General features: G+C 37.0%; 18 protein-coding genes and 1 other annotated feature. Of the genes, 6 read left to right on the forward strand and 12 right to left on the reverse strand.

Going from position 1 to position 15,923, the window contains the following annotated elements; translation table 11 throughout:
• Window positions 1–67 precede the first annotated feature (67 nt).
• Together IGJ20_RS10720 and IGJ20_RS10725 are read left to right on the forward strand one after the other, a co-directional pair.
• Window positions 68–898 carry an AraC family transcriptional regulator gene (locus IGJ20_RS10720; RefSeq protein WP_002356429.1) on the forward strand — a complete coding sequence of 277 codons (831 nt, stop codon included), beginning with the start codon at window positions 68–70 and terminating at the stop codon, window positions 896–898.
• A 319-nt stretch (window positions 899–1,217) separates the two neighbouring features.
• Entirely contained in the window at window positions 1,218–2,090 is an 873-nt protein-coding gene (locus tag IGJ20_RS10725) for an LPXTG cell wall anchor domain-containing protein (RefSeq protein ID WP_161970836.1), read from the forward strand.
• Between the two features lie 249 nt (window positions 2,091–2,339).
• Here IGJ20_RS10725 and rplL read toward each other — a convergent pair whose 3' ends face one another.
• The 5 genes from rplL to lsa(A) all read right to left on the reverse strand — a co-directional run bounded on the left by rplL (window position 2,340) and on the right by lsa(A) (window position 6,436).
• Window positions 2,340–2,708, reverse strand: a complete 369-nt coding sequence (gene rplL / locus IGJ20_RS10730; RefSeq protein ID WP_002356427.1) for a 50S ribosomal protein L7/L12 — start codon at window positions 2,706–2,708, stop codon at window positions 2,340–2,342.
• Window positions 2,709–2,770: 62 nt separating this feature from the next.
• Window positions 2,771–3,271: a 50S ribosomal protein L10 gene (gene rplJ / locus IGJ20_RS10735; protein ID WP_048955705.1), complete on the reverse strand. Its 501-nt coding sequence runs from the start codon at window positions 3,269–3,271 to the stop codon at window positions 2,771–2,773.
• 130 nt (window positions 3,272–3,401) lie between these two features.
• Window positions 3,402–3,531 (reverse strand) — a sequence feature (ribosomal protein L10 leader region).
• A gap of 62 nt (window positions 3,532–3,593) precedes the next feature.
• A complete protein-coding gene (gene rplA, locus IGJ20_RS10740) occupies window positions 3,594–4,283 on the reverse strand; it encodes a 50S ribosomal protein L1 (RefSeq protein WP_002356425.1) in 690 nt (229 codons plus the stop codon).
• Between the two features lie 111 nt (window positions 4,284–4,394).
• On the reverse strand, window positions 4,395–4,817 hold the full coding sequence (rplK, locus tag IGJ20_RS10745; RefSeq protein WP_002356424.1) for a 50S ribosomal protein L11: 423 nt from the start codon (window positions 4,815–4,817) through the stop codon (window positions 4,395–4,397).
• Window positions 4,818–4,939: 122 nt separating this feature from the next.
• Complete coding sequence (gene lsa(A), locus IGJ20_RS10750) at window positions 4,940–6,436, reverse strand: ABC-F type ribosomal protection protein Lsa(A) (RefSeq protein WP_126254674.1); 1,497 nt, start codon at window positions 6,434–6,436, stop codon at window positions 4,940–4,942.
• Between the two features lie 375 nt (window positions 6,437–6,811).
• Here lsa(A) and sdaAB point away from each other — a divergent pair, with 375 nt between their 5' ends.
• Both sdaAB and sdaAA read left to right on the forward strand, forming a co-directional pair.
• The gene (gene sdaAB / locus IGJ20_RS10755) at window positions 6,812–7,480 is read left to right on the forward strand and encodes an L-serine ammonia-lyase, iron-sulfur-dependent subunit beta (protein WP_002414070.1); all 669 of its coding nucleotides are present in this window, start codon (window positions 6,812–6,814) and stop codon (window positions 7,478–7,480) included.
• Between the two features lie 22 nt (window positions 7,481–7,502).
• Window positions 7,503–8,375: an L-serine ammonia-lyase, iron-sulfur-dependent, subunit alpha gene (gene sdaAA, locus IGJ20_RS10760; RefSeq protein WP_002362308.1), complete on the forward strand. Its 873-nt coding sequence runs from the start codon at window positions 7,503–7,505 to the stop codon at window positions 8,373–8,375.
• A gap of 64 nt (window positions 8,376–8,439) precedes the next feature.
• Here sdaAA and IGJ20_RS10765 read toward each other — a convergent pair whose 3' ends face one another.
• Genes IGJ20_RS10765 through IGJ20_RS10775 form a run of 3 tightly spaced genes read right to left on the reverse strand, consistent with a single transcriptional unit; the run spans window position 8,440 to window position 12,027 of the window.
• The gene (locus IGJ20_RS10765) at window positions 8,440–9,285 is read right to left on the reverse strand and encodes a M55 family metallopeptidase (RefSeq protein ID WP_002378635.1); all 846 of its coding nucleotides are present in this window, start codon (window positions 9,283–9,285) and stop codon (window positions 8,440–8,442) included.
• The gene (locus tag IGJ20_RS10770; protein WP_126254675.1) at window positions 9,282–10,385 is read right to left on the reverse strand and encodes a M42 family metallopeptidase; all 1,104 of its coding nucleotides are present in this window, start codon (window positions 10,383–10,385) and stop codon (window positions 9,282–9,284) included. The genes IGJ20_RS10765 and IGJ20_RS10770 overlap by 4 nt, the downstream gene beginning before the upstream one ends.
• 13 nt (window positions 10,386–10,398) lie before the next feature.
• Window positions 10,399–12,027, reverse strand: coding sequence for a peptide ABC transporter substrate-binding protein (locus IGJ20_RS10775; RefSeq protein WP_126254676.1), 1,629 nt, complete (start codon window positions 12,025–12,027; stop codon window positions 10,399–10,401).
• A 77-nt stretch (window positions 12,028–12,104) separates the two neighbouring features.
• Here IGJ20_RS10775 and IGJ20_RS10780 point away from each other — a divergent pair, with 77 nt between their 5' ends.
• A complete protein-coding gene (locus IGJ20_RS10780; RefSeq protein WP_126254677.1) occupies window positions 12,105–12,827 on the forward strand; it encodes a MurR/RpiR family transcriptional regulator in 723 nt (240 codons plus the stop codon).
• Window positions 12,828–12,919: 92 nt separating this feature from the next.
• Here IGJ20_RS10780 and IGJ20_RS10785 read toward each other — a convergent pair whose 3' ends face one another.
• The 4 genes from IGJ20_RS10785 to rpmG all read right to left on the reverse strand — a co-directional run bounded on the left by IGJ20_RS10785 (window position 12,920) and on the right by rpmG (window position 14,931).
• On the reverse strand, window positions 12,920–13,807 hold the full coding sequence (locus IGJ20_RS10785; RefSeq protein WP_002394891.1) for an alpha/beta hydrolase: 888 nt from the start codon (window positions 13,805–13,807) through the stop codon (window positions 12,920–12,922).
• Window positions 13,808–13,917: 110 nt separating this feature from the next.
• Window positions 13,918–14,463, reverse strand: coding sequence for a transcription termination/antitermination protein NusG (gene nusG / locus IGJ20_RS10790; protein WP_002384070.1), 546 nt, complete (start codon window positions 14,461–14,463; stop codon window positions 13,918–13,920).
• Between the two features lie 124 nt (window positions 14,464–14,587).
• Window positions 14,588–14,758 (reverse strand): preprotein translocase subunit SecE, encoded by a 171-nt coding sequence (secE, locus tag IGJ20_RS10795; RefSeq protein ID WP_002356409.1) that lies wholly within the window; start codon window positions 14,756–14,758, stop codon window positions 14,588–14,590.
• A gap of 20 nt (window positions 14,759–14,778) precedes the next feature.
• Window positions 14,779–14,931 carry a 50S ribosomal protein L33 gene (gene rpmG, locus IGJ20_RS10800; protein ID WP_002356408.1) on the reverse strand — a complete coding sequence of 51 codons (153 nt, stop codon included), beginning with the start codon at window positions 14,929–14,931 and terminating at the stop codon, window positions 14,779–14,781.
• 285 nt (window positions 14,932–15,216) lie between these two features.
• On the opposite strand from rpmG, the gene cbpA reads away from it, so the two are divergent.
• Complete coding sequence (cbpA, locus tag IGJ20_RS10805) at window positions 15,217–15,855, forward strand: cyclic di-AMP binding protein CbpA (protein WP_002365057.1); 639 nt, start codon at window positions 15,217–15,219, stop codon at window positions 15,853–15,855.
• Window positions 15,856–15,923: the final 68 nt, after the last annotated feature.

The raw sequence follows: 15,923 nt of genomic DNA on the forward strand, positions 1-15,923 counted from the left end.
TGCCTATTTCTTGTAAAGATGTTGACTTTTAGAAAGCCTTTACATACTCTTATAAAGAGGTGATAGCATGCAAAATGTTTTTACAAATAATGTCAGCATCCTGATTAATGATCAACCTATTAGCCAAGAATTTCATCTTTATGAAGCTGGCTATGAAAAATGCCGTCCGACAAAACCAACTGAGTTTGCCCCCATTAATTATTGGGTTTTGCATTATTGTAGCGATGGTGAAGGCTATTTTTCAACACCCTTTATGGAAAAACAACACATTACCGCTGGCGATTTGTTTATGATCCCAGCCAATTGTCGCAATATTTATTATCCTAATCGGCAAAATCCTTGGACCTATCATTGGGTCGGTTTTGTTGGAGATCTTTCGTCTCAGTATTTAGAAAAAATAGGCCTGACTACCGAAAATTGTATTTTAAAAGGAACTGTTGATAAGAAATTAGAAAGTTTATTTAAAAATATTTACCAAGAAGCGAAGAAACATAATCATTTTGGCAGTTTAAGTGAAAGCTTTCAATTGTTGAATTATCTAGAGCATCATTCCGTTACACAGCACGAAAACCAAAGCCAACAATTATTTAACCAAATTAAAATGGCTATTCACGAAAATTTTTCAAACAATCTTTCAATTAGTCAATTAGCTTCTGAGTATAACATTGATCGTAGCTATTTATTTAAGCTATTTCAGCGTTATGAACAAACAAATCCTAGTATTTATGTACAAAACTTAAAATTGCAAAAAGCCTGTTCTCTGTTAAGAAAAAGTTCCTTAACCATCACGGAAATCAGTTTTGAAGCAGGTTTTTCTTCACCTTCTTATTTTTCAAAATTTTTCTTCCAGAAAAAAGAGATGACGCCTCGACAATATCGTCAACAGTTTTTGACTTAAAATAAATTGTCATTATTCTTAAATCTGTATTTTTATCCTTTTAAAAGATTGACGAAGTTTTCGCTATGCAGCATACTTGTCAATCTTTTATATAATGACTAATTTACTCGAAACTACCATTAAGCGAATACAGTACTTCTTTAGCCAACACCTTTGAAATATTTTGACACTAATGTAATAGTCTCTACGGATCGTATTTTTGATAGATTAATAGTTTAAAATTTATATTTTTTATCACCTAGTATATATTCTTAAGCTTTTCTTAATATTTAATTGTTACAAAAATATTTCAAAAATGTTACAATAGGTAACGAAAGGAATGATTAAAATGAAAAAAATGTTTTTAGGACTCTTTTGTTTTGTTTCGATTACCACACTATCAGTTTCTAATGTATGGGCAGAAGATTCGGCTAATGAAGCTTCTGTGGAAAAGTCAACATTTACTTCTTTAACTCAAGAAACTTCAGCAACAACAATTAATGCTTCAACTGATTCAACAGCACTTACAGCTGAAAACGAGGAACTTCCATCGCTTCGTCAAACACTTCTTAATTACGTAGGTATGTATGGTTTAACAGAAACCTTGATAAATCGTTTATCTGATGACGAACTGGACTACGCAAAAAAAGTTTCGTTTCATTTTGTAAACCAAGACATCAGTGGAACAGCGAGAATGATTACTAAATTATATGGTGAGAAACCTATCCCAGAGGACTCCTACTCTACAGATTACTCAACATTAACGATTGATGACTTAAAAAATTATTTACCTCAAATTCGACTTTCGTTAATTTATGTATATGATTTAAATAGTGATGTTGTAAATAATTTAAGCGATCAAACACTCGTCGATTTAATTAATCAAGTCAAGGTAGACTACGCTAACCAAAATTACCCATCTGATGTCCGTGGTGATTATGGTTTAGCATCAATGGCAGATAAAATAAAAGCAAACGATTATACGTCAATTAATCAAAGTGCTGAAAGTGTTTCTTCGGATACTACTAATACAGAATCTACATTACAAACAACTACGAGCAGTTCGAAGAAAGCTACTACATCAAGTTCAACCGAGCACAAAAAGGGGATATTTCCCAGTACTGGCGAAAAAAAATCAGTTTTATTTACTATCATTGGAATCATCTTACTATCTTTAGTTAGTATATTCATTATAAAAAATAAAAAGAAATAGACCTACTATTCAATCATTATTTAAATAATTTGCTTTTTATCAAATAATATTGGTAACGAGAACTTATAGAAATTATCAAATCCAGAGGTTAAGATCCTCTGGATTTTCTCTTTAGCTATGAATACTTATCTTTATTAAACGAAAAGATTATTTTGACAATCAATTCACTAACTTTACCACCATTTAAAAGCTTAATAAAAAAGAACCCTTGCAACACAAGGGTTCTCGAACATTCAAAAGTTGAATGAATTATTTTACTGTTACTGAAGCGCCAACTTCTTCTAAAGCAGCTTTTAAAGCTTCTGCTTCTTCTTTAGAAACAGCTTCTTTAACTGGTGCAGGAGCGCCATCAACTACAGCTTTAGCTTCTTTCAAGCCTAAGCCAGTTGCTTCACGAACTGCTTTGATAACTTTAACTTTTTGATCGCCAGCTGCTGTTAATTCAACAGTGAATTCAGTTTGTTCTTCTGCTGCTCCACCTGCTGCTGGTCCAGCTACTGCTACAGGAGCTGCTGCTGATACGTCAAATTTTTCTTCGATAGCTTTAACTAATTCGCTTAGTTCTAAGATAGTTGCTGTTTCTAACTCAGCAACGATGTTTTCAATGTTTAATGCCATTTTGAATTTCCTCCATTTAAATTAAAATTGTTTGTTTTTTATTTGTTTGAATTAGACTGCAATTAAGCAACTTCTTCGTTTTTCTCTGCCACTGCTTTGACAGCGTAAGCCACGTTGCGGACTGGCGCTTGTAATACAGATAATAGCATAGATAGTAAACCTTCGCGGTTTGGTAGTTTTGCCAACGCAGTAATTTGTTCCACTGAAGAAACTTTTCCTTCGATGATGCCACCTTTGATTTCTAATGCTTTTGCATCTTTAGCAAATTCGTCGATGATTTTAGCTGGTGCTACTACATCGTCGTTGCTGAATGCGACAGCAGTTGGGCCTGTAAAGACTTCGTCTAAGCCGTCTAAACCAACTTTTTTAGCTGCACGAGAAAGGATTGAGTTTTTGATGACTTTCATTTCTACGCCTGCATCACGTAATTGTTTACGTAAGTTAGTGACTTCTTCAACTGTTAAACCACGGTAGTCCACGATTACAACTGATGCTGCTGATTCAAATTTCTCAGCGGCTGCTTGAACTAGGGTTTCTTTTTTAGCGATTGCTGCTTCACTCATTTATTTCACCTCCTGATTTTGATGGTGGAGTTGGACTTGGTTTACGATATGTAAAGTAGAAGAATCAAATGAAACTTCGCTCACTTCGTTCGTCAAGTATTGTTTTACATCGGCTTTTTTTCAAAAAGTCGTGTAAAACAACAAAACTCCATGCCACCGTAGACATAGAGGGACCGAATTGTATATAACTCAACAATTGTCCTCGGTAGGAAATTAAGACTTGCGTCACCTACTGTCTTCGGTACAGTTAATTATTAACCTCACTCACTTTACCATAGGGTAAGTGAGTGAGTCAAGAATTTTTTAATTATTTTCTTTCAAATTAGAAAGAAGCTTGGTCAACGTGGATTCCAGGTCCAAATGTTGTTGTTACTGAAATGTTTTTGATGTATTGACCTTTAGCAGTTGATGGTTTAGCTTTCAATAATACGTCGTTAATTGTGTTGAAGTTTTCAACCAATTTTTCGTTATCAAATGAAACTTTACCGATTGGTACGTGGATGTTACCAGCTTTGTCAACGCGGTAAGTTACTTTACCAGCTTTAACTTCTTCAACAGCTTTTGTAACGTCCATTGTTACAGTACCAGTTTTAGGGTTTGGCATTAAACCTTTTGGTCCTAAGACACGGCCTAATTTACCAACTGTAGCCATCATGTCAGGAGTCGCAACAACTACGTCAAAGTCGAACCATCCACCTTGGATTTTTGCAACCATGTCGTCGTCGCCTACGAAATCTGCACCAGCAGCTTCAGCTTCTTTAGCTTTTTCGCCTTTAGCGAATACTAAAACAGTTTGTGTTTTACCAGTTCCGTTTGGAAGCACAACTGCTCCACGGATTTGTTGGTCTGCTTTTTTAGGGTCAACGTTCAATTTGTAAGCAACTTCAACTGTTGCGTCAAATTTCGCGATGTTTGTATCTTTTGCTAAAGCTACTGCTTCTTCAACTGAGTAAGCTTTTGTAGCATCAACTTTTTTCAATGCTTCTTGCATTTTTTTGCTCTTTTTAGCCATTTTGTTTCCTCCTTGATTGTGGTTATAACGGTTGTACCTCCCACGTCTTTCATATCTTTAAATATGAAACGAACTGAGAAGCTACTTCTTTGAGTAAGTGTGGAATAAAAATTATTCTACGATGATACCCATGCTTCGTGCAGTTCCTGCAACCATGCGCATTGCTGCTTCAACGTCAGCGGCGTTTAGGTCTGCCATTTTAAGTTCAGCGATTTCTTTCACTTGATCGCTTGAAACTGTTGCAACTTTAGTTTTGTTTGGTTCACCTGAACCTTTTTCGATTTTTGCAGCTTTTTTCAATAAGACTGCAGCAGGTGGTGTTTTAGTAATGAATGTAAATGAACGATCTTCATATACAGAGATTACTACTGGAATAATTAAGCCTGCTTGGTCAGCTGTACGAGCATTGAATTCTTTAGTGAATCCCATGATGTTGATACCTGCTTGACCTAACGCTGGACCTACTGGTGGAGCTGGTGTTGCTTTCCCCGCAGGAATTTGTAATTTAACGATTTTTTCTACTTTTTTAGCCACGAAAATACCTCCTTAAGTTCTCGTGCGTGGTTAATGGGGTTGAGATTTCCCCTCCCACTCAACGTACATTTAAAACATACCCTATTACTATACAGGATTCCCTTTACTTTTTCAAGATGTTTTTATGATTTCAAGACAATTTTTTTATCCGTTATTTTCTTCATGAAATGCGCATCATGCTCAATCACTAGCATTGCAGGCTTCACAGATAAGATTAGCGCTTCTAATTGTTGATGATTAAACACATCCAAGTAATTAAGGGGTTCATCCCAAATATAAAGTTCAGCTGATTGAGACAATGATTTGGCTACTTCGACTTTTTTCCGTTGCCCCATACTCATTTGTTCAATTCGATTAGTGAAAACGGCACGCTCCATCCCAAGTTTTCGTAAGTTATTTAAAAATTGGGTGTAATCTAACTGATTTTTCTCTGCAAATTCGGATAAAGTTCCTTGATTGTCTTCATAATCTTGGCGCACATAAGAAATGGTTAATTGGTGAGCCAAAGTGGCTTCGCCTTCTGAATCCCCAGAAAAATTATCCAATAAATACTGAATCAAGCTCGATTTTCCTGAGCCATTTTTTCCTGTTATTCCAACAATTTCTCCTGCGTTTATTGAAAAAGAAATTGGCGCAAATAGCCAATTTTTCTCGTAGCCTAGACGAAGCTCTTCCACCGTCAATAATGTTTTGTGATGCGTTGGCTGATAATCCATTGACAAAGGATCAATATACTCAAGATCTTTTAATAGTTTTTCTTTTTCTGCTAATTGTGTTTCGGCACGTTGTTGAATGTGTTTCGAGCGCTTCATTACGCGCGCTGCCCGGGCACCAATGGCTCCTGTATCAAAAATCGCCCCGCTTCCTTTTTCTTTAGCATTGCCGTACTTATCACCTTCACGGTTCATCGACCATTCCGCTTTTTTACGAGCGGTTTCTTTCAAGCGATTGACTTCTTTTTTGATTTTTTCATTTTCTGCTAGTTCAAAAGCATCTCTTAATTTTTTTTGCTCTTCATAAATAGAAAAATCCCCTTGGTACAGTGTCAATTGACTTTTTTCAATCGCCAAAATATGATCAACCACTTCATCAACAAATGCCCGATCGTGGTTGACTAAAATAAACCCGTGTTTCTTTTTCTTCAAATATTCAGCCACTTGTTGTCTGCCAGCTAGATCTAAGTGATTTGTTGGCTCGTCAATTAAAGGAAAGGCATTTTCTTCAATAAAAAGAAGACCTAATAAAACTTTCGTCTTTTCGCCGCCTGATAAAGAAGAAAAGGGACGCCATAAAACTTCAGGATCAACGTTTAAAAGCGTTAATTCTCGTTCTAATTCCCACTGTTCAAAAGAAGTCACCTCTTGTAAGACATAATAAGTGAGCTGTTGTTCTTCTGCAACTGTTTGTGGAAAATAGACGAAATCGACTTGATGAAGAATCTCTCCTTGGTAATCCAACTGCTTTTGTAACAATCTTAATAAGGTTGTTTTCCCACGGCCATTGCGGCCAATCAATCCTAATTTCCAATTGGTATCCATCGTGATATTTGCCTGATCAAAAAGCAATACTTCTTGATTATCATAGGCAAAAGATAGTTGTTTTAGTTCAATTTTCGACATAAATATACCTCCATAAAGCAAAATTGATGCAGCTTTACGGAAATCAGCGGCATCAATCCAAGGTATACAAAAAGACCCGTGGCTGAATTCTTTAAGCTAATTTCCGAAAATCCGCACACTCCACCCGTTATATTCAGGCAAAGTTATACAGTTTCTCTAAAAAATTAACTTAAATTTTCAACGCACGAATCCCTCTTTTCGTCTTTTATTATCTAGAATTTAGCATCTCTTCACTGATTTGTCAACGAAGGCCCCTTGCTTTCATTCTGATAAAAATTTAAATTATTCGCTAAAACACAAGCGATTGCCTAGTTCCCCGCCATTTTTTGTGTTAGACTTCCAATGAAAACATATTCTAATGAAGAAGGTGCTGAAATGGAAGAGTTACGCTTTAATAGTGTTTTTGATATTATCGGACCCGTTATGATTGGTCCAAGCAGTTCTCATACAGCTGGAGCGGCAAGAATTGGAAAAGTGGTTCGGAGTATTTTTGGACAGCAACCTGATAGCGTTGACATTTATTTATATGAGTCTTTTGCCAAAACTTATCGTGGTCACGGAACAGATATCGCCTTAGTTGGCGGCCTTTTAGGTATGGAACCAGATGATGAGCAATTAGCCAATTCTTTGGAAATTGCTTATGAACAAGGAATGGAAGTTTGTTTTATTCCTAAAAGTGAAAAAGCAGACCACCCTAATTCCGTTAAAATTGTGGTTTCTTCTGGCGACCGAAAACTATCTGTGACAGGAATTTCAATTGGTGGTGGAAACATTCAAATTTCTGAATTAAATGGCTTCAAATTGTCTTTAAGTATGGGCACGCCAACATTTATCGTTGTCCATCAAGATGTTCCTGGCATGATTGCTAAGGTGACCAACATCCTTTCAGCTAGCGATATCAATATTAGTACAATGACCGTTACCCGAGAATCTAAAGGGGAAAAAGCGATTATGATTATTGAAGTTGATCAAGCCGAAGTCGGTGACATTGTCATGCAATTAGCTGAAATCCCTCATATATATAGCGTTAACTATTTTGACTAAATGAACGTAAAGGAGTAATACGATGTTTTATTCAATTGAAGATTTGGTAGCTCAAGCGAAAGATTACCCTTCTGTGAGCGAATTAATGATTGCAACAGAAATGGCTCATGGCGGGTATTCTCGTGAACGAATTATTGAAACAATGGAAAAAAATCTAGCCGTTATGAAACAATCCGTCGCTGAAGGAATCGCTGGTGTTACCTCAGTAACAGGGCTAACTGGTGGCGATGCAACCCGCTTAAATGATTACATACATTCAGGCAACTTTTTAAGCGGTGAGACCATTTTACAAGCCGTGCGAAATGCGATTGCTGTTAATGAGGTTAATGCAAAAATGGGCTTGATTTGTGCTACACCAACCGCAGGCAGTGCCGGAGTAGTTTCTGGCGTCTTGTTGGCAGTTATTGATCGCTTAAAGTTAACGCATCAGCAACAATTGGATTTTCTATTTACAGCTGGGGCTTTTGGCTTAGTGATTGCCAATAATGCCTCAATCAGTGGTGCCGAAGGTGGTTGTCAAGCTGAAGTCGGTTCTGCTAGTGCAATGGCAAGCGCCGCTTTAGTTGCGGCTTCTGGCGGTACGCCTGATCAATCTGCTCAAGCTGTGGCCATTACGATAAAAAATATGATGGGCCTCATTTGTGATCCTGTTGCGGGACTTGTTGAAGTCCCTTGCGTGAAGCGAAATGCATTAGGTTCTTCTCAAGCCTTCATCTCAGCTGACATGGCTTTAGCGGGGATTCGAAGTGTCATTCCACCAGATGAAGTCATCCACGCAATGTACCAAGTGGGTCGCCAAATGCCACAAATTTTCAAGGAAACCGCTGAAGGCGGTCTTGCGGTGACACCAACTGCACAACGTTTAAGCAAAGAAATTCTAGAGAAACAAAAATAGAAATAACTATAGCAAGAAGCTTACAGAAAAAAACGTCCATTCGTTTTTTCCGTAAGCTTCTTCTTTAATCACTTGTTCCGCCTAAACCAACCACAGCGACAATTCCATTCATGACATCTTTCATCGTTTCACCTACAAATGAAACAGTTCTACCATCAATGCGTTTAATCATTGGTAACATTTCAATACGATCTGCTTGTGCTGTCGTCACACATTGCAATTTTACAGTTGCAGGTGTTTGCAAGGCATATCGGGGTAATTCAGACAACGCAAAGGAAGTTAACACCTGACTTGTAGTTGCTACGATAGCTTCCCGAACTTGTTGCATGGGTCTATTTTTGATTGCATAACGTCCCAGAGATTCTTTGGTGGAAACAAAGGGAACTTCGGGCATCATTTTTTCTTGAAAAAGTTGTTCCTCTAAGCCTGATTCACCGATAATTAAACCAACAGGGACACCTAATTCGCTAGCGTAAGCTGCATTAATTGTCGTTTCATTCATCGCTAAGTCGTTTATTTTTAAATCATAAGCAACACTAGCGCTATACCCATGATCCATATTCCCTTTTTGTTTACCAATACCGGCATGATAACCTAAGAAAAAGACTACATCATAGCTACTATCCAAGCCACTCATCATATAATCCATGCGAGGAAAGCCGCTCACTAAGGAAATTCGTTCATCCATTTCTGCCAAGCGCGCATAAGCTAAATTCAATCCACGGCTATGCGAATCGGCAATAGTAATTTCTGTAATTTGTTCATTTTTGGCACTCTTTTGAATCCCTTCAATCAACCAAGCCACATGTTGGTGATATAATTCTCGGAATAAAACGGTGTCCTCTTTTTCCATATCAAATGTCGCAATACCTGCTAATCCTTCAATATCGCATGACACATAAATTTTCATTTGTTCCACTCCTTTGACAATGGCTGAACCAGTGCTTGAATTTTGTCAGCATCTAAATTTTTGATTAATTGAATGACTAATTCTTTCGCCGCTTGGTAATCTTGAAAGTCCACATAGCAATGGGGTGTGTGAGCGTAACGGACAGGAATTCCTACAACAATCGTCGGGGCTCCTTGAACTTGTGTAATCGCCATGCCATTGGTTCCACCACCACTTCGAACAGAAACTTGAACAGGAATTTTGTGTATTTTAGCAATCTCTAGTACATACTCTTGAAATTCTGGATTCGTAATCATAGAAACATCAAAATAGCGTAACATCGGTCCTTTTCCCATTGCTGATTGAATCATCTCTGGCGTTTCTGCCGTATCATCAGCCGGGCAGCCTTCGAAAACAATAGCTAAATCAGGATTGACTTGTTTTGCGGCAATAAGTGCTCCTCTTTCGCCAACTTCTTCTTGTGCAGTTACTGTCGCAACTAACTTGAATGGAAGTGTCTCTTCTTTCAACTCCTCCATGACGTCCACTAAGCAAGCACAGCCAATGCGACAATCAAAAGCTTTTCCTAAAAAAAGATCTGTCTGTTCGTTGTAACAACACGTCACATCTGGAATGACCGGTGCACCAAGATCGATTTTGTACGTTTCAATTACTTCTTCTTTTGAGGTAGCACCAATGTCGATCGTCAAATCAGCAATGGTTAACGGCCGCTGACGTTCCTCTGATGTCATAAAATGAGGGGGTCGACTAGTAACTACGCCTGGCAGATAGGTGCCTTCCTGGTTACGAATCCGAACTTTTTGTGCAGAAATCGTATTAGGGACCCAGCCACCTAACGGAAGAAAACGCAACAAGCCGTTTTCTTTAATTGCTTGAATCATAAAACCCACTTCGTCACTATGAGCATCAAAAAGCACTACTGGACCTTCACTTAGATTATTTTTCTTCTCAAGATATAAATTTTTAATGGCATCTAGCCGTTGAATAGTAAAATCCGCAGTTGCGTGTTGAAGGATTCTAACGACTTCTGTTTCAAAACCTGAAACACCATTAGCATTTGAAAGTTCCTGAATTAATTGAACAGCTTGACTTTTTTTCATTTTTTCCCAACCTTTACTTGTCAATGATAGAGACTGATTTGTAATAGCCTGAACCTAATGGACCATAGACTAAATTTTGGACAGAATCGTCCACTAAGCGTGCTTCTGTTAATTGATAAAGAGGAACTAGGGGAGCTTCTTCCGCAACCAATTGATCCGCTTTTTGTAATGTTTTCCAACGTTCTTCATATTTGTTTGCATAAGTTACGTTTGCTTCTTGAAGCAACTGATCGAAGTTCTTATTAGACCATTTACCAAAATTATTGGAATTTTTTGATTGCAATAAGTTTAAGAAATCGATTGGATCAGCATATACCGGCGTCAAGCCACCAACCACAATGTCGAAATCTCCGCTGCGACTTTTTTCTAAACGATTATTAAAAGGAACTGGCGAAACATTGACTGTTAAATTTTCTAAATTATCTGCTAAAGCTCCTTGAACATACTCACTGATTTTTTTTGCATTTTCTGTATCCGAACTTAAAATGGTTAGCTCCGCTTTTTCAATTTCTAATTCTTTTTTAGCCGTTTGCCATAACTCTTTCGCTTTTTCTGGTTCACTAGGATTTAAATCTCCTAATTCCTCTGCAAAATCTTTTTGCGTTTCTTGATTAGTGAAACCTGTTGGCACGAAGCCAAGTGCTTTTTTTGAGCCATCATTTAAAACATTTTTAGCTAAACGTTCAGAATTCAATGATAATGCTATCGCTCGACGTGCATTCTTATTTGCCAAAAGATCTTTTTGCGTATTTAATTGGATATAATACGTTCCAGGAATTTCACGAATTTTCAAAGCTGCATTGCCTTGTTCTTGTGCAACAATTTCTCCAGAAATTTTTACAACATCTAATTCTTTCCCTTCGAAAAGATTTTTCCCAGTATTGACTTCTTTAACGACTTGGACATCCACCTTATCTAGCGAAACATTCGCTTGATCCCAATAATTTTTATTCTTCACATAGGACCAAGTATTATTCGTGCCATCCCAACCTTCTAATGTGAAGGCGCCATTGTAAAGTGTTGACTCAGCTGATGTACCATAGTTTTTTCCCGTTTTTTCTACAAATGCTTCATTTAAAGGATAAAAAGCTGGTACCGCCAATAATTGTTGAAAATAACTCATAGGATAGCTTAGCTCTACTTCCAAGTTATGGTCATCAATGGCTGTTACCCCTAACTCTTCTTTAGATTTGCCACCGTCAACAATAGCACGATAATTTTTTAACCCTTCAAAGTAATACGCTTGCGGGGAAGCTGTTTTTGGGTCCACTGTGCGCTTCCAAGAGTATTCAAAATCATTTGCTGTGATTGGCTCGCCGTTACTCCATTTTGCATCTTTTCGAATCGTAAAAGTATAGCTTAAACCATCATTGGAGGGCTGTACTTTTTCAGTTGCCAATGCTGGTTTCGCTTCTCCTTTTTCGTCAAAGGAGAAAAGTCCCTCCCCTACTTGGCTCATTACATCTGCTGCGGTATTATCCATTGCCAACGACACGTCTGCCGTTGATAATTCCGAATCAATCCCGACCCGTAATACCTGTTGTTCTTGCTTTTTGGTTTCTTTCCCAACACTTCCACAGCCCGAGAGAAGTAGAACCATGATTGCTGCCAAAGACAGCCTTTGCTTTGTTGCCCTTTTCATAAAAACACCTCATTTTTTTATTTTTTGATACCTTTTTCCCACAAAATTATTTATAATCTGATAAAGGAGGTTTGCTCATGAACTTAGATTACTTAAAAGAAACGTACCATTTAACGAAAACAGAAAGTCAGATTTTGTATTATTTGGATCAACAAAGTACGAACGCGGCCGATTTGAGTATTCGAGAAGTTGCCAAACACTGCTTTTCTTCGCCTAGTTCCATCATTCGTTTAGCCAAAAAATTAAATTTATCAGGTTATAATGAACTTATTTACAAATTAAAAGAAGCCCATTTTTCTCAGCCAATCCCTTTTGAAACAGCGCCTTCATTTGAAACAACCAACGAGTTTTGTCAACTGCTTGCCAAACACAAGAGTCATTTATTTGTTATTTTAGGTCATGACTTTTCACGACATTTGGCGGCTTACATTAGTGAAGTTTTCAATTTTCATGGCATCCCCAGCATCACAACAGCCCATACTCATTCGATAAATAGTCAAAATAATCAGAATTTTCTTTTTATCATTCTTTCACATTCTGGTGAAGAAAAATACTTAAAAGAAACAGCTCTGCTTGCGAAAGAGAAAAAACATCCTATCATTTCTTTTGTTGGCGCCAAAAATTCAACTCTTGGTCGACTGGCAGATCTCGTTTTTTCAACTGACTCTTACAGCCCGTTTTCAACAAGTGTCGCTCAGCCACAAATGTTTTTTGGCCAAACATTAATCACCTTTGAAGCCTTGATTTGTGCTTATTTAAATCATGAGGATTCCATGCCAATATCTCCTAAAAATAAATAATTTTATTTATTATAGCTGAAAAAAGCTATTTTGCTAGCCAAAGTATAGAAAAAGGCACATGTTCCTTTTTTTATGGAACATGTGCCTTTTTGCTATTTTTTACTCGGCCATAGAAATTCGATTAGCAATTGATCTACTTCAGGATTTTCATGTAATTGACTATGTTGTGCATTTTCTCCTTTAATAATCTGGCTAGTGACTTGAGTTCCTCGCTGTCTTAGCAAGGCGTTGACTGCTAAGGCACTAGATAACGGCACCGTTCCATCACTTAAATCTGTTGCACTTAATTGACCACCAATTAATAAAATGGGCAGTTTTTCTGGAACAACATTAATCATCTCTTGATAATCCAAATAGCGGCTACTTTTTTCTGTGGGGCCGTTTTCTAGTTCCGTTTCGATGGTTTGCTGTTGACTCGTATCAATAAAATCATTGAAGGGTGCTCCAATGCTGACGAATTTTTCAATTTTAGGTAACGATGCGTCTTGCCCATAGGTTCCTAAATAACGTAAACCACTAACACCACCCATAGAGTGCCCGACAATATTGGCTTTGTTCACTTGATAATTTTTTTGTAAATAGAGTAATGTATTTTTTATCCATTCTGTTTGATTCCATTCATTGTTTTTATTATCTTCAAATAGAACTTGAACACTGGGATTCGTCGCTTTGCCACTTAAAGCTCCTCGCTCTTTAACCACGGTCCCATCAGGTTTAACGAGTAGCACTAATTCTTGAGTTATGGCACCTTGTTTCTCCAAGCGATGCAGTAACGAGCCAAACGAATTTTTAGTTCCTGCGTAACCATGAAAAAAAAGTGTTGGTGTTGTTGTGCGGTTTAACTCAACAGTTGCTTCTTTTGTGGCGGCTTGATTGTCATTCTTCGTGGTTGCCCCAATTTGGCAAGCACTTAATAATAGAACAAGACCCATTAGCAAAGAAAAATAACGATATTTTTGGGCATGTTTCATTTTTTTCATTCCTTTCTGCGATGAACTAAAAAAGGGCTTGGAAAAGAAGTCAGTTGACTGCTTTTCCAGACCCTACAATCTGTATCAATCAGCTGAACAATAGTTTGTCAGCTTGTTTATTAATCAATGTTATCGACTTGTTCAAAGTCTAATTCTGTACTTGTTTCACGACCAAACATATCGATGTTTACTTTTAATTTTTGTTTTTCTTCATCGATTTCTGTCACAACACCTTCAAGACCAGAAAAGGCACCTTCGATAATTTTCACTGTATCGCCTAGCGCTACTTCTAAGTCTGATTGACGGGTGCTCATGCCAATTGAACGTAAAATGTGGTTAATTTCTTCTTGTAATAAAGGAGCGGGTTTACTACCAGCACCATGTGAGCCTACAAAACCAGTTACGCCTGGCGTGTTACGAACAATATACCAAGAATCATCGGTCATAATCATTTCCACTAACACATAACCAGGGAAAGTTTTATGAACGATTTCTTTTTCTTTACCATTTTTGACTTCTTTTTCTGTTTCTTCTGGTACAACGACACGAAAAATATAATCGCCCATTCCCATGCTTTGTGCACGTGATTCAATGTTTGCTTTTACTTTATTTTCATAGCCTGAATAGGTGTGCAATACGTACCAATTTCTTTCAAAAGTTTCCATTACTGATTCGGCTCCTTTAAATGTTTTAGTTTATTTTTTTCGAGCAAATAAAAAAAGCTCAGTTTCCCGAAGCTTTTTCTCGAATACTATTATAGCACCCCTCGTCGGGAAATACTAGAATTAATTATTTTAAAATCCAGCCAAATGCCGTTTGGATAACAGTATCCATGATAAAGAACAATGCTGCAAATAAAATAGATGTTTCAATTACAACTAATGTATCTTTACGCAATTGTTTTTTTGTTGGCCAAGTTACTTGCTTCATCTCATCAGCAACGCTGCGGAAAAATTTCATGTTGATACCCTCCTCTAAATCTATTTCGTTTCTTTATGTAACGTGTATTGATTACAATATTTACAGAATTTATTGATTTCTAAGCGTTCGCCACGTTTACCTTCACTAACGGATTTAGAATAGTTGCGAGAGCCACAAACGGAACAAGCAAGAGCTGCTTTCTTTGTTGCCATGTTCTTCGACCTCCTCTATTCACAAATTTACTTCTTAACAGTACCATTATTCGAAAAAGTTGTCAAAGTTTAATTTACTTTTTAAAGAAGCGCCGTGCCGATTCTTACGTAATTTTTTACCATTATCGCGAATACGTGCTTGATTTCTTTTATAAAATATCTGATTTTTCTTTATTTTCTATTTATTTTAACAAAATTGCTTTTATTCTGAGGTCTCAGCTATTGTTTTCTGCTAAGTTATGATATGATAAATTTATTAAAAATGAACCCTTAGGAGGCCTGTTTATGTTATTAAAATCTGTAGTTATTAAAAAAGATAATTTAACAACCGTCAATGAATCTTGTACTCTAGAAGAAGCTCTTTCTATTTTAGAAGACTCAGGTTACCGTTGTGTCCCAATTTTAGACGAATCTGGAAAAATTTTCCGAGGAAATATCTATAAAATGCATATTTACCGCCATAAAGCAAACGGTGGCGATATGAGTTTACCTGTTACCTATTTGTTAAAAAATGCCACAAAATTTATTTATGTCAACACTTCATTTTTCAAGGTATTTTTTACTATTAAAGAACTACCTTACATTGCTGTTTTAGATGAAAATAATTATTTTTACGGCATTTTAACACACAGCACCTTATTAAATATTTTAGCGCAATCTTGGAATGTAAAACAAGGGAGCTACGTTTTAACAATTGCTTCAGTTGGTCAACAAGGCGACTTAGCAGCCATTTCAAAAATCATTGCCAAATATAGCAGCATCGCCAGCTGTATTACATTGGATGTCGATAGTGAAGAATTTGTTCGTCGCACACTTATTACTTTACCAGCCGGCACAACTGCCGAAACGTGTACAGCCATTGTAGAACATTTAGAGCGGAAAAACTTTAAAGTTGTAGAACTGGAAAATTTAGAAGACGAGTAAAATTTACGAATTACCGAACGAAAATTATTAGTAATATAAGTAAAAAACAACAATATAGCTCCTTTTAT

Source organism: Enterococcus sp. DIV0294, from assembly GCF_050558155.1.
In the GTDB taxonomy this organism is placed as follows: domain Bacteria; phylum Bacillota; class Bacilli; order Lactobacillales; family Enterococcaceae; genus Enterococcus; species Enterococcus faecalis.

What these genes read in the sequence shown, in the direction of transcription:
- IGJ20_RS10775 (WP_126254676.1), bottom strand. Translation starts at nt 12,027, where the DNA reads ATGAAAAGGGCAACAAAGCAAAGGCTGTCTTTGGCAGCAATCATGGTT.
- rplJ (WP_048955705.1), bottom strand. Translation starts at nt 3,271, where the DNA reads ATGAGTGAAGCAGCAATCGCTAAAAAAGAAACCCTAGTTCAAGCAGCC.
- nusG (WP_002384070.1), bottom strand. Translation starts at nt 14,463, where the DNA reads ATGGAAACTTTTGAAAGAAATTGGTACGTATTGCACACCTATTCAGGC.
- IGJ20_RS10770 (WP_126254675.1), bottom strand. Translation starts at nt 10,385, where the DNA reads ATGAAAAAAAGTCAAGCTGTTCAATTAATTCAGGAACTTTCAAATGCT.
- IGJ20_RS10765 (WP_002378635.1), bottom strand. Translation starts at nt 9,285, where the DNA reads ATGAAAATTTATGTGTCATGCGATATTGAAGGATTAGCAGGTATTGCG.
- IGJ20_RS10720 (WP_002356429.1), top strand. Translation starts at nt 68, where the DNA reads ATGCAAAATGTTTTTACAAATAATGTCAGCATCCTGATTAATGATCAA.
- rpmG (WP_002356408.1), bottom strand. Translation starts at nt 14,931, where the DNA reads ATGGCAACAAAGAAAGCAGCTCTTGCTTGTTCCGTTTGTGGCTCTCGC.
- IGJ20_RS10780 (WP_126254677.1), top strand. Translation starts at nt 12,105, where the DNA reads ATGAACTTAGATTACTTAAAAGAAACGTACCATTTAACGAAAACAGAA.
- IGJ20_RS10785 (WP_002394891.1), bottom strand. Translation starts at nt 13,807, where the DNA reads ATGAAAAAAATGAAACATGCCCAAAAATATCGTTATTTTTCTTTGCTA.
- secE (WP_002356409.1), bottom strand. Translation starts at nt 14,758, where the DNA reads ATGAAATTTTTCCGCAGCGTTGCTGATGAGATGAAGCAAGTAACTTGG.
- sdaAA (WP_002362308.1), top strand. Translation starts at nt 7,503, where the DNA reads ATGTTTTATTCAATTGAAGATTTGGTAGCTCAAGCGAAAGATTACCCT.
- IGJ20_RS10725 (WP_161970836.1), top strand. Translation starts at nt 1,218, where the DNA reads ATGATTAAAATGAAAAAAATGTTTTTAGGACTCTTTTGTTTTGTTTCG.
- sdaAB (WP_002414070.1), top strand. Translation starts at nt 6,812, where the DNA reads ATGGAAGAGTTACGCTTTAATAGTGTTTTTGATATTATCGGACCCGTT.
- rplA (WP_002356425.1), bottom strand. Translation starts at nt 4,283, where the DNA reads ATGGCTAAAAAGAGCAAAAAAATGCAAGAAGCATTGAAAAAAGTTGAT.
- cbpA (WP_002365057.1), top strand. Translation starts at nt 15,217, where the DNA reads ATGTTATTAAAATCTGTAGTTATTAAAAAAGATAATTTAACAACCGTC.
- rplL (WP_002356427.1), bottom strand. Translation starts at nt 2,708, where the DNA reads ATGGCATTAAACATTGAAAACATCGTTGCTGAGTTAGAAACAGCAACT.